The organism is Pseudomonas fildesensis (genome assembly GCF_001050345.1).
GTDB lineage: Bacteria > Pseudomonadota > Gammaproteobacteria > Pseudomonadales > Pseudomonadaceae > Aquipseudomonas > Aquipseudomonas fildesensis.
The window spans coordinates 141,013-153,218 of record NZ_LFMW01000007.1 but is presented as its reverse complement, the minus strand read 5'-3'; the positions used below and the strand labels follow the sequence as shown (position 1 = coordinate 153,218).

Annotated in this window: 14 protein-coding genes; 8 read left to right on the top strand and 6 right to left on the bottom strand. The window is 60.1% G+C overall.

Annotated elements, in window-relative coordinates:
* Positions 1-40: 40 nt before the first annotated feature.
* Both ACR52_RS11190 and tldD read left to right on the top strand, forming a co-directional pair.
* Positions 41-889, top strand: coding sequence for a carbon-nitrogen hydrolase family protein (locus ACR52_RS11190; RefSeq protein WP_048723984.1), 849 nt, complete (start codon positions 41-43; stop codon positions 887-889).
* 16 nt (positions 890-905) lie between these two features.
* Positions 906-2,348 carry a metalloprotease TldD gene (tldD, locus tag ACR52_RS11185; protein WP_048723983.1) on the top strand — a complete coding sequence of 481 codons (1,443 nt, stop codon included), beginning with the start codon at positions 906-908 and terminating at the stop codon, positions 2,346-2,348.
* A gap of 45 nt (positions 2,349-2,393) precedes the next feature.
* On the opposite strand, the gene yjgA is transcribed toward tldD, so the two are convergent.
* Entirely contained in the window at positions 2,394-2,915 is a 522-nt protein-coding gene (gene yjgA / locus ACR52_RS11180; RefSeq protein ID WP_048723981.1) for a ribosome biogenesis factor YjgA, read from the bottom strand.
* A gap of 108 nt (positions 2,916-3,023) precedes the next feature.
* Between yjgA and pmbA the strand changes: the two genes are divergently transcribed.
* From pmbA to ACR52_RS11150, 6 genes are all read left to right on the top strand, one after another.
* The gene (gene pmbA / locus ACR52_RS11175) at positions 3,024-4,370 is read left to right on the top strand and encodes a metalloprotease PmbA (protein WP_048723979.1); all 1,347 of its coding nucleotides are present in this window, start codon (positions 3,024-3,026) and stop codon (positions 4,368-4,370) included.
* 147 nt (positions 4,371-4,517) lie between these two features.
* Positions 4,518-4,913 carry a hypothetical protein gene (locus tag ACR52_RS11170; protein WP_048723977.1) on the top strand — a complete coding sequence of 132 codons (396 nt, stop codon included), beginning with the start codon at positions 4,518-4,520 and terminating at the stop codon, positions 4,911-4,913.
* A gap of 254 nt (positions 4,914-5,167) precedes the next feature.
* Positions 5,168-6,550 carry a class II fumarate hydratase gene (locus ACR52_RS11165; protein WP_048723975.1) on the top strand — a complete coding sequence of 461 codons (1,383 nt, stop codon included), beginning with the start codon at positions 5,168-5,170 and terminating at the stop codon, positions 6,548-6,550.
* 27 nt (positions 6,551-6,577) lie between these two features.
* Positions 6,578-7,021, top strand: coding sequence for a hypothetical protein (locus ACR52_RS11160; protein ID WP_048723974.1), 444 nt, complete (start codon positions 6,578-6,580; stop codon positions 7,019-7,021).
* Between the two features lies 1 nt (position 7,022).
* Positions 7,023-7,634, top strand: coding sequence for a superoxide dismutase (locus ACR52_RS11155; protein WP_048723972.1), 612 nt, complete (start codon positions 7,023-7,025; stop codon positions 7,632-7,634).
* A 33-nt stretch (positions 7,635-7,667) separates the two neighbouring features.
* Positions 7,668-8,561 (top strand): ZIP family metal transporter, encoded by an 894-nt coding sequence (locus ACR52_RS11150; protein ID WP_048723971.1) that lies wholly within the window; start codon positions 7,668-7,670, stop codon positions 8,559-8,561.
* Positions 8,562-8,681: 120 nt separating this feature from the next.
* Here ACR52_RS11150 and ACR52_RS11145 read toward each other — a convergent pair whose 3' ends face one another.
* The 5 genes from ACR52_RS11145 to ACR52_RS11125 all read right to left on the bottom strand — a co-directional run bounded on the left by ACR52_RS11145 (position 8,682) and on the right by ACR52_RS11125 (position 12,182).
* Entirely contained in the window at positions 8,682-8,954 is a 273-nt protein-coding gene (locus ACR52_RS11145) for an HPr family phosphocarrier protein (RefSeq protein ID WP_048723969.1), read from the bottom strand.
* Positions 8,955-8,970: 16 nt separating this feature from the next.
* Positions 8,971-9,828: an RNase adapter RapZ gene (rapZ, locus tag ACR52_RS11140; RefSeq protein ID WP_017526131.1), complete on the bottom strand. Its 858-nt coding sequence runs from the start codon at positions 9,826-9,828 to the stop codon at positions 8,971-8,973.
* A 2-nt stretch (positions 9,829-9,830) separates the two neighbouring features.
* A complete protein-coding gene (gene ptsN, locus ACR52_RS11135; RefSeq protein WP_048723965.1) occupies positions 9,831-10,295 on the bottom strand; it encodes a PTS IIA-like nitrogen regulatory protein PtsN in 465 nt (154 codons plus the stop codon).
* A gap of 12 nt (positions 10,296-10,307) precedes the next feature.
* Positions 10,308-10,613, bottom strand: a complete 306-nt coding sequence (gene hpf, locus ACR52_RS11130) for a ribosome hibernation-promoting factor, HPF/YfiA family (RefSeq protein WP_010170586.1) — start codon at positions 10,611-10,613, stop codon at positions 10,308-10,310.
* 75 nt (positions 10,614-10,688) lie between these two features.
* Positions 10,689-12,182: an RNA polymerase factor sigma-54 gene (locus ACR52_RS11125; protein WP_048723961.1), complete on the bottom strand. Its 1,494-nt coding sequence runs from the start codon at positions 12,180-12,182 to the stop codon at positions 10,689-10,691.
* Positions 12,183-12,206: the final 24 nt, after the last annotated feature.

Below are 12,206 nucleotides of genomic sequence, written 5' to 3'. Positions count from 1 at the left end.
TGGAGTAGCCTGAGACTATTCGTTTACGGAGTATCGGCCCATGTCCTTTGCGGTAATTCAGATGGTCAGCCAGAGCGATGTGCTGGCCAACCTGGCCCAGGCCCGGCGCTTGCTCGAGCAAGCGGCACAGGGCGGTGCGAAACTGGCGGTGCTGCCGGAAAACTTTGCCGCCATGGGCCGCCGTGACGTGGCCGATATCGGGCGTGCCGAGGCGTTGGGCGAAGGCCCGATCCTGCCATGGTTGAAACAGACCGCCCGCGACCTCACCTTATGGATAGTGGCCGGCACTTTGCCGTTACCGCCCAAGGATCAACCGAACGCCAAGTCCAATGCCTGCTCGCTGCTGGTGGATGACAGGGGCGAGATCGTCGCCCGCTACGACAAGCTGCACCTGTTCGATGTCGACGTGGCGGACGCTCGGGGTCGCTATCGGGAATCCGATGACTATGCTTTCGGGGGCAACGTGGTGGTGGCGGATACGCCGGTCGGGCGCTTGGGCCTGACGGTGTGCTATGACCTGCGCTTCCCGGAGTTGTACAGCGAATTGCGTGCGGCGGGGGCTGAATTGATTACCGCGCCCTCGGCGTTTACCGCGGTGACCGGCGCCGCGCATTGGGACGTGCTGATTCGTGCGCGGGCCATCGAGACCCAGTGTTACCTGCTGGCGGCCGCCCAGGGCGGTGTGCACCCGGGGCCACGGGAAACCTATGGTCGTGCGGCAATTGTCGACCCTTGGGGGCGCGTGCTGACACAACAGGATCAAGGCGAAGCGGTGTTGCTGGCCGAACGCGATAGCAGTGAACAGGCGTCGATACGGGCGCGCATGCCGGTGGTCAACCACCGGCGCTTTTTCTCGCAGGGCGCGCGGCGACCTGCTTCAGAACGATGAATTTAAGGCCAAACCTATGAGCGAGTTGTTGTCCTCAGTCAGTGAACACCTCCTGGCACCCGGTGGCGTGACCATCGAAAGCTTGCAAACCGTGCTCGGTGATCTGGCCGGGCCAGGTATTGACGCGGCCGACCTGTATTTCCAGGGGCAGATTTCCGAGTCCTGGGCCCTGGAAGACGGCATCGTCAAGGAAGGCAGCTTCAACCTCGATCAGGGTGTGGGCGTGCGGGCGCAATCCGGTGAAAAAACCGGATTTGCCTACAGCAACGCGATCACGCTTGAAGCCCTGGGCCTGGCAGCTCGTGCTGCGCGGTCGATTTCCCGCGCGGGGCAGAACGGCACGGTTCAGGCGTTCACCACCCAGGACGTGGCGCAGCTTTACGGGCCAGACAACCCGCTGGAAGTGATGAGCCGCGCTGAAAAGGTCGATTTGCTCAAGCGTGTCGACGCGGCCACCCGTGCCCTGGACACGCGTATCCAGCAGGTCACCGTGAGCATGGCGGGTGTGTGGGAGCGCATCCTGGTGGCGTCCACCGATGGCAGCCTGGCGGCGGATGTGCGTCCGCTGGTGCGCTTCAACGTCAGCGTGATCGTCGAGCAGAACGGTCGCCGCGAGCGCGGCGGCCATGGTGGCGGCGGGCGTACCGACTACCGTTATTTCCTCGCCGACGACCGCGCCATGGGCTATGCCCGTGAAGCGCTGCGCCAGGCGCTGGTTAACCTGGAAGCCATTCCGGCGCCCGCCGGTACCTTGCCGGTAGTGTTGGGTTCGGGTTGGTCGGGCGTATTGCTCCACGAAGCCGTGGGCCATGGCCTGGAAGGCGACTTCAACCGCAAGGGCAGTTCGGCCTACAGCGGGCGCATGGGCGAGATGGTTGCGTCCAAGCTGTGCACCATCGTCGATGACGGCACCCTGGCCGGTCGCCGTGGCTCGCTGACCGTCGATGACGAAGGCACGCCGACCGAGTGCACCACGCTGATCGAAAACGGCGTACTCAAGGGCTACATGCAAGACAAGCTCAATGCCCGCCTGATGGGCGTGGCGCGGACCGGCAACGGCCGTCGCGAGTCCTACGCACACCTGCCGATGCCGCGCATGACCAACACCTACATGCTCGGTGGCGAAAGCGACCCGGCGGAAATCATCGCCTCGGTGAAACGCGGTATCTACTGCGCCAACCTCGGCGGCGGCCAGGTGGATATCACCAGCGGCAAATTCGTGTTCTCCACCAGCGAGGCGTACCTGATCGAAGACGGCAAGATTACCGCGCCGGTCAAAGGGGCGACGTTGATTGGTAACGGTCCGGAGGCGATGAGCAAGGTATCGATGGTGGGTAACGACCTGTCGCTGGACAGCGGCGTGGGTACGTGCGGCAAGGACGGGCAGTCGGTACCTGTGGGTGTCGGCCAGCCTACCTTGAAAATTGATGCGATCACCGTGGGTGGCACGGGGTCGTAAGCGGTGGAGCTTCGGGTGGCGGAGACCGCCACCCGGGGAAGGGGATCAGCGCAGTCCGCGCTGAGCCTCGTCCAGCTCACGGATGTACTTGAAGATTTTTCGGCTGGTGGCCGGAGCCTTGTTTTGCGCCAGTTCGTGCTGGGCCTGACGGATCAGGGAGCGCAGTTGCTGGCGGTCCGCGTCCGGATAGTCCAATACGAATTTCTCCAGAACGGCATCGTCGCCGCCGATCAAACGGTCACGCCAACGCTCCAGGTTATGGAAGCGTTCGTTGTACTGGCGAGTGGAGGCATCGAGTTGATCGAGCAAGGTCAGAATGGCGTCAGTGTCCTGGTCGCGCATCAATTTGCCGATAAACATGATGTGCCGTTTACGCGCGATATTCGCGGTGTGCTTAGGCGCATCCGCCAAAGCCCGGCGCATTTCGTCGGTCAGTGGCAGTTTTGCAACCAAATCCGGCTTGAGCGTTGTAAGGCGCTCGCCAAGGTCAACCAGAGCATGCAGCTCACGTTTGACCTGGGTTTTGCTTTTCTCCCCATCGAGGGAGTCGTCGTAAGAATCAACCATGGTGGCAGTCCGCAAAGAAACGCCGCCATGATAACCAGTCGGGGGCCACTTGTCCGGCCCGGTCGCTCGATGGCCTTAACCGAAAGCAGAATTTGAGTGGAGAAAACCATGAGTGCAGCCCAAAGCGTCGGTCCGCAAGCGTTACCGGCACTGCAGGAACAAGTCGAGCAGATCCTTGCCGAGGCCAAGCGTCAGGGTGCCAGTGCCTGTGAAGTAGCGGTGTCGCTGGAGCAGGGGCTGTCGACGTCGGTGCGTCAGCGGGAAGTCGAAACCGTTGAATTCAACCGCGACCAGGGGTTTGGCATCACCTTGTACGTCGGGCAGCGCAAAGGTTCGGCCAGCACGTCGGCCAGTGGCCCGGAAGCGATTCGCGAGACGGTTGCCGCCGCATTGGCGATTGCCAAGCACACCTCCGAGGATGAAAGTTCAGGCTTGGCCGACAAGGCGCTGATGGCCAAAGACCTGAATGATTTCGACCTGTTCCATGCCTGGGATATCACCCCGGAGCAAGCCATCGAGCAGGCACTTATCTGCGAAGCAGCGGCGTTCGATGCCGATGCCCGCATCAAGAACGCCGATGGCACCACGTTAAGCACCCATCAAGGTTGCCGCGTCTATGGCAACAGCCATGGTTTTATCGGCGGTTATGCCTCCACTCGTCACAGCCTGAGTTGCGTGATGATCGCCGAAGCCGACGGTCAGATGCAGCGCGACTATTGGTACGACGTGAACCGTAAAGGTGAGTTGCTGGCAGCCCCGGCCAGCATTGGCCAGCGTGCCGCGCAACGTGCCGCGAGCCGCCTGGGCGCGCGCCCGGTGCCGACATGTGAAGTGCCGGTGCTGTTTTCTGCGGAACTGGCCGGTGGATTGTTCGGCAGCTTTCTGGGGGCGATTTCCGGCGGCAACCTGTATCGCAAGTCATCGTTCCTTGAGGGTGCAATCGGCCAGAAGCTGTTCCCGGAATGGCTGACCATCGATGAGCGTCCGCACCTGATGCGCGCCATGGGCAGCTCGTCGTTCGACGGTGATGGCCTGGCGACCTATGCCAAGCCGTTCGTCGAGAAGGGTGAGTTGGTGTCGTACGTATTGGGCACTTACGCCGGTCGCAAACTCGGTCTGCCCAGCACCGCCAACTCCGGCGGCGTGCATAACCTGTTCGTCACCCATGGTGATGAGGACCAGGCGGCGCTGTTGCGGCGCATGGGGCGCGGTCTGCTGGTCACCGAGTTGATGGGCCATGGCTTGAACATGGTCACGGGCGATTACTCGCGTGGTGCAGCGGGTTTCTGGGTGGAAAACGGCGAGATTCAGTTCGCCGTCCAGGAAGTGACCATTGCGGGCAATATGCGCGATATGTTCAAGCAGATCGTTGCGGTGGGTAACGACCTGGAACTGCGTAGCAATATTCGCACAGGTTCGGTCTTGATCGAGCGTATGACAGTCGCTGGCAGTTAATCCTTCCGACGCTTCACAAAAAGGCGCGCCATCCCACGGATGGCGCGCCTTTTTTATGCCTGTGTTGCAGGGGGATTAACGAGTCGCCCTTGTTTTGATTCTCAATATCATTTAATAATAAATATCATTACCGAATGAGTGTGGATCATGAGTTCTGTCCTGCATGAGGATCCTTACCTGGAGAGCTGGCGCTGGATGAGTCGTCAGATTCGCTGTGGCCTCGATCCCAATGAACCTCGCCTGATCGAACATTACCTCAACGAGGGTCGATACCTGGCGTGCTGCACCGCGACCCATCCGTGGACGATCGCTGAAACTTCATTCCGCCTGCTTATCGACACCGCCAGCGATATCGCCTTGCCGTGGCATTGGCGATCCATGTGCCTGGATCAGGCCTGGCGCCCGTTGCGCGACCTGGAAAAACTTTCCCAGTGTGCCTGCCGCCTCAAGCGCTGGCAGACCTTTGCCTGGCAATTGGCGACCTGCGAATTGCTGCCTTCCATTTCCGTTTCTGACCTGGTGCAAGGATCTTCCGATGATTAGGGTCTGCCATCACTTATTTCCTGTGCCGCGCCGGGCCTGCAATCGCGCAGGGCAAGGCGTGAGGAGCGCGGTTTGGTCGTTCCAAATAAGCTCCGAGCAACGCAGCCCTGCGCGATTGCAGGCCCGGCCCTTCGGGTTGTGTCTGAAAGCGGGCCAGGCTGCGTTGCAGTCCTTGGCAAGGGAACAACCATTACCAGCGGACTACGCCTTGCCTGGCCCGCTTTCAGACCTCAACGCGACACAGGAAATAAGTGATGGCAGACCCTAACACCCGTATCGAACGCGACAGCATGGGCGAACTGCAAGTCCCCGCCGAGGCCTTGTACGGTGCGCAAACCCAGCGCGCGGTGAACAACTTCCCGATCAGCCATCAACGCATGCCGGCGCAATTCATTCGCGCGCTGATCCTGGCAAAGGCGGCTGCGGCCAAGGTCAACGTCGACCTCAAGCAGATCAGCGAAGGGCAGGGCAGGGCTATCGTCGACGCCGCTCAAGGTTTGCTGGAAGGCGACTATATGCAGCACTTCCCGGTGGATATCTTCCAGACCGGTTCCGGCACCAGCTCCAACATGAACGCCAATGAAGTGATTGCGACCCTCGCCAGCCGTGTGCTGGGCGAGGCGGTGAACCCTAACGACCACGTCAACTGTGGGCAGAGCAGCAACGACATCATCCCGACCACCATCCACGTCAGCGCAGCGTTGGTGTTGCATGAACAAACACTGCCGGCTCTGCTGCACCTGGTGCAGGTCATCGAGCAGAAGGCCGAAGAGGTTCACCCGTTCATCAAGACCGGTCGTACCCACCTGATGGACGCCATGCCAGTGCGCATGAGCCAGGTGCTCAATGGCTGGGCGCAGCAGCTCAAGGCCAATATAGGCCACTTGCAAGACCTGCTGCCGAGCCTGCAGGCGCTGGCCCAGGGTGGTACGGCGGTGGGGACCGGGATCAATGCACATCCGGAATTTGCTGCACGCTTCAGCCAGCAACTGAGCAAGCTGACCAACGTGACATTCACGCCAGGCAAGAATCTGTTCGCATTGATCGGCTCCCAGGACACCGCCGTCGCCGTCTCCGGCCAGTTGAAAGCCACTGCTGTTTCGCTGATGAAAATCGCCAACGACTTGCGCTGGATGAACTCCGGCCCACTGGCCGGCCTCGGCGAAATCGAGCTGGAAGCCCTGCAACCTGGCTCGTCGATCATGCCGGGCAAGGTCAACCCGGTGATCCCCGAAGCGACGGCCATGGTCGCTGCACAGGTCATCGGTAATGACACGGTGATCACCGTTGCCGGCCAGTCGGGCAACTTTGAACTGAATGTGATGCTGCCGATCATCGCCCAGAACCTGCTCAGCAGCCTCGAACTGCTGGCCAATTCCAGCCGTTTGCTCGCGGACAAGGCCATTGCCAGCTTCAAGGTCAACGAAGCCAAGCTCAAGGAAGCGCTGTCGCGCAACCCGATCCTGGTCACCGCACTCAACCCGATCATTGGTTACCAAAAGGCTGCTGAAATCGCCAAGAAGGCCTATCAGCAAGGCCGTCCGGTGATTGAAGTCGCCCTCGAGCACACCGACTTGTCCCGCAGCCAACTGGAGATCCTTTTGGACCCGGAAAAGCTCACGGCCGGCGGCGTGTAATCACCGAACCTGCTTTGGAGGCTCACCATGGAGCATTGGAAACGCACGATCGAACGGGCCAATCGCTGCTTTATGCAGGGCGAACTGGTTGACGCTCGCGAGGCTTACTTACAAGCCCTGGCCCTGGCGCAAGTGTTGTTCGAGCGCTGGGCGGATGCCGACGAAGCAGTGGCGGCTTGCGTCATTTCCCATCACAACCTGGCGGACCTGCACCTGCGCCTGAATCAGCCAGAGGAAAGCGCTGAATACCTCTGTGCCATTCACCAGCGCCTGCTGCAGACCATGCAGGACCCGCGGCTGAGCCCGCAATTGCGCGAAGCGGCCCTGCGTCAGAGCAGCAAAACCTACGTCGAACTGTTGAATTTCATCAGCGATCACGGCGAGTACCCACGTACCCATCGCTTGCTGGGTGGTACGGCGGCGCACCCGGATGTGGCGACCCGCAACAGTCCTTATTACGGAGCACATTGATATGACCTACACCTTGCCTGACTTGCCTTACGCCTACGATGCCCTGGAACCGCATATCGATGCGCAAACCATGGAAATCCACTACACCAAGCATCACCAGACCTACATCAATAACCTCAACGCCGCTATAGAGGGGACTGAATTCGTCGGTTGGCCGATTGAAAAACTGGTCTCCAGCGTCCAGCAACTGCCGGAAAAACTGCGTGCCGCTGTGATCAACCAAGGTGGCGGCCACGCCAACCACTCGTTGTTCTGGGCCGTGATGTCGCCCAAAGGTGGTGGCAAGCCTGAGGGTGCGCTGGGCAAGGCTGTCGACGAGCAACTGGGCGGTTTCGGCAGCTTCAAGGAAGCGTTCACCAAAGCCGCGTTGACCCGGTTCGGCAGTGGTTGGGCGTGGCTTAGCGTTACCCCGCAAAAGACCCTTGTGGTGGAAAGCAGCGGCAACCAGGACAGCCCATTGATGAGCGGCAACACGCCGATCCTTGGCCTGGACGTGTGGGAGCATGCCTATTATCTGCTCTACCAGAACCGTCGCCCTGAATACATCAATGCCTTCTACAGTGTTATCAACTGGCCGGAAGTCGCCGCACGTTATCAGGCTGCCGTAGCCTGATATTCACCTCCACAACAAGATCTAAGGCCGACTATGGGCACTGAAATACTGGCGATCAGCAGCGGGCGAATGTTTCGTTATGCGTTTGGCTCGCTGCTGCTGTTGGCAGGTACTGCATTGCTGGTGGCTCACGGGCTGGCCTGGCTGAACTTGGAGCCGCGTATCCTGCGAGCCCTGCAGGGCGGGGCGATCTGCGCGCTCGGCACGGCGTTGGGTGCGGTGCCGGTGTTGGTCATCCGGCGGATGCCGCTGGCGTTGAGCGATACGTTGCTGGGCTTTGGGGCTGGAGTGATGTTGGCGGCGACGGCGTTTTCGCTGATCGTGCCGGGCATTGCCGCCGCTGAAAGCCTGGGGCTCTCGCCTTGGGGCGCCAGTGGCTTGATCAGCTTTGGCATCATGCTGGGGGCTTTTGGGCTGTATCTGGTTGACCGCAAAGTGTCCGGCGCCAGCCCGGAGATGTTGGTGGGCACATCGGATAAACCGGTGATCCCGCCACGTATCTGGCTGTTCGTGTTTGCCATCATTGCCCACAACATCCCGGAAGGCATGGCGGTGGGCGTTTCGGCAGGCGGTGGAATGCCGGATGCCGACAGCTTGGCCATGGGCATTGCGTTGCAGGATGTGCCCGAAGGCCTGGTGATCGCGCTGGTATTGGCCGGGGCAGGGATGTCGCGGTTCAAAGCCTTCCTGATAGGCGCTGCCTCAGGTTTGGTCGAACCAGTATTTGCTGTGCTCTGTGCCTGGTTGGTGAGCCTGGCCGAAGTGCTGTTGCCCTTGGGGCTGGCGCTGGCTGCTGGGGCGATGTTGCTGGTGGTGACTCATGAAGTGATCCCGGAATCGCGGCGCAATGGTCACGAAAAGCTCGCCAGCCTGGGACTGTGCATCGGGTTTTGTTTGATGATGGTGATGGATACTGCGTTGGGGTAGAGCCTGTCTACTGTAGGAGCGAGCTTGCTCGCGAAAAACGTCCAGGCGCCGCGTTAAACCAGCATGCCCGCATAATCGTTGACGTTCTTCGCAAGCAAGCTCGCTCCTACAGCAGGTTGCTTATTCGCCTTCGTCGAAGAAGTTATTGATCAACTTCACCAAGGCGTCCATCGCCTCCTGCTCCTGCTCGCCTTCCGTCTTCAAGTGAATATTCGTGCCCTTGCCGGCAGCCAGCATCATCATGGCCATGATGCTTTTGCCATCGACCATCGACTCCGGAGTACGTCCGGCTCGAATCTGGCAGGGGAACTGCCCGGCAACGCCGACGAACTTGGCAGAGGCCCGGGCGTGCAAGCCCAGTTTGTTGATTATTTCAATTTCCAGAGCGGGCATCGCGAGGGTGTTCCTTTCAGCTAAGGTCGCGGTGGCGAACCTGGACGTTCTTGAGGGTTTGTTGCAGCACCTGGCCCAGGCGTTCGGTCAAGTAGACGGAACGGTGGTGGCCGCCGGTGCAGCCGATGGCAATGGTGACATAGGCCCGATTGCTCGCGGCAAAGCGCGGCAACCATTTGAGCAGGTAGCTGGAAATGTCCTGGAACATCTCCTCGACATCCGGTTGTGCCGCCAGGTACTCGGCCACAGGCTGATCCAGCCCGGACTGTTCACGCAGCTCCGGTTTCCAGTAAGGGTTGGGCAGGCAGCGCACGTCGAACACCAAGTCGGCATCGACCGGCATGCCACGCTTGAAGCCAAACGACTCGACGAGAAACGCCGTGCCAGGCTCCGGCTGGTTCAGCAGGCGCAGCTTGATGGCATCGCGCAGCTGATACAGGTTCAGGCTGGTGGTGTTGATCTTGAGGTCGGCGAGATCAATGATCGGCCCGAGCAGCTTGGTCTCATCCTCGATAGCTTCAGCCAGCGAGCGGTGGGGGCTGCTGAGGGGGTGGCGTCGACGGGTTTCGGAGAAACGCTTGAGCAGGGTCTCTTCATCCGCATCCAGGTACAGCACGTCGCAATGAATATGCTTGGCGCGTACTTCCTCAAGCAGTTCCGGGAAGCGCGAGAGGTGGCTGGGCAGGTTGCGGGCGTCAATAGACACAGCGACCAGAGGTTGCGCGAGTTCGGTGTGGATCAGGGCACGTTCCGCCAGCTCCGGCAGCAGGCCGGCGGGCAGGTTGTCGATGCAATAGAAGCCGCTATCCTCAAGAACATTGAGGGCGGTGCTTTTACCTGAGCCGGAGCGGCCGCTGACGATGATCAAACGCATGATTACTGCCCGTTTTGTTCGTCCAGGACAACCTGATACAGCGCCTCGTTGCTGCTGGCACTGCGCAGTTTGTCGCGTACTTCCTTGCGGTCGAGCATGCTGGCGATCTGCCGGAGCAGTTCCAGGTGCGCATCGGTGGCGGCTTGCGGGACCAGCAGAACGAACAGCAGGTCGACCGGGGCACCGTCGATGGCGTCGAAATCGATGGGGGCGTCCAGGTGCAGCAGGGCGCTGACCGGAGACTCACAGCCTTGCAGGCGGCAGTGAGGAATAGCGATGCCGTTGCCAAAACCGGTCGAGCCGAGTTTTTCACGGGCGATCAGCGCCTCGTACACAGCTTGCGTATCCAGTTCGGGCACTTCGCGGCCGATTAGGTTGGCAATTTGTTCGAGGGCGCGCTTTTTACTGCCGCCCGGCACGTTCACAAGGGAGCGGCCGGGGGTCAGGATGGTTTCAAGTCGGATCATGGGTGGGGAGTGTTAGCGGCCGGTGCCTTGAAGGAGGCTCTGCTGCTTTTCCTTATGCTTTTTGATTTGGCGATCCAGCTTGTCGGTCAGGTCGTCGATGGCGGCATACATATCTGAATGCTCGGCATTGGCGACAACTTCCCCGCCGGGTATACGCAAGGTGGCTTCGATTTTCTGCTTCAGCTTTTCGACAGTCATAATGACTTGCACGTTGGTGATCTTGTCGAAATGCCCCTCAATTCGTTTGAGTTTTTCGCCGATATAGGCGCGCAGCGGTTCGGTCACTTCCAGTTGGTGTCCACTGATATTAACTTGCATACAGCTTCTCCTTCGTTGCCAGTGCATAAAGCGACAGGCAGAAATGCCTGCCACTGGAACGCTATGGCCCGCCCGTCACATCAAACGCTTACGCTCGCTGGAAGGCGCGATCCCTAGGGACTCGCGGTACTTGGCGACGGTTCGACGGGCGACCTGAATGCCTTGTGCCTCCAGTAAACCAGCGATCTTGCTGTCACTCAACGGCTTTTTCTGATTTTCCGCGGCAACCAGTTTTTTGATGATCGCGCGGATCGCCGTTGACGAGCATTCGCCGCCTTCGGAGGTGCTTACATGGCTGGAGAAAAAGTATTTCAACTCATAAATACCCCGTGGGGTATGCATGAATTTTTGCGTGGTCACCCGGGAAATCGTCGATTCGTGCATGCCTACCGCTTCGGCGATATCGTGCAGAACGAGGGGTTTCATCGCTTCGTCACCGTATTCCAGGAAGCCGCGCTGGTGCTCGACGATCTGGGTGGCCACTTTCATCAGGGTTTCGTTGCGGCTTTGCAGGCTCTTGATGAACCAGCGGGCCTCTTGCAACTGGTTGCGCATGAAGGTGTTGTCGGCGCTGGTGTCAGCGCGGCGTACAAAGCCGGCGTATTGCGGGTTGACTCGCAGGCGTGGCACCGATTCCTGGTTCAACTCCACCAGCCACCGCTCGTTGTCCTTGCGCACAATCACATCAGGCACGACGTATTCGGCTTCGCTGGACTCGATTTGTGAGCCCGGACGAGGGTTGAGGCTCTGTACCAGCTCGATGACCTGACGCAGGTCGTCTTCCTTGAGCTTCATGCGGCGCATCAGCTGGCTGTAGTCGCGACTGCCCAGCAGGTCGATGTAGTCGGTGACCAGGCGTTGGGCTTCGGCGAGCCAAGGGGTCTTGGCGGGCAGTTGGCGCAGTTGCAGCAGCAAGCACTCACTGAGGTTGCGCGCACCAATGCCGGCGGGCTCGAACTGCTGGATGCGGTGCAGGACGGCTTCGATCTCGTCGAGCTCGATGTCCAGTTCCGGGTCAAACGCTTCAAGAATCTCTTCAAGCGTCTCGTCCAGGTAACCCTGATTATTGATGCAGTCGATCAGGGTTACGGCGATCAGGCGATCGGTGTCGGACATCGGCGCCAGGTTCAATTGCCACAGCAAATGGCTCTGCAGGCTCTCGCCGACGGAGGTTCGGGTGGTGAAGTCCCACTCGTCATCATCGTTGCTGGGCAGGCTGCTGGCGCTGGTCTGGTAAACGTCTTCCCAGGCGGTGTCCACGGGGAGTTCGTTGGGAATGCGCTCGTTCCATTCACCTTCCTCAAGGTTATCCACCGTGGGGGCGGTTTCCTGGTAGGAGGGTTCCTGTACGTCGGGGTTGGGTTTTTGCTCGATGTTGTCGGCAAGCGGGTCTGCATTATCGAAGTCGTCGCCTTCTTCCTGGCGCTCGAGCATCGGATTGGACTCCAGGGCCTCCTGGATTTCCTGTTGCAGGTCCAGGGTCGACAATTGGAGGAGGCGGATGGCCTGTTGCAGCTGCGGTGTCATCGTCAGCTGCTGGCCCATTCTCAGGACTAGCGATGGTTTCATGGCAGGGGCTTAACACCTTATTCG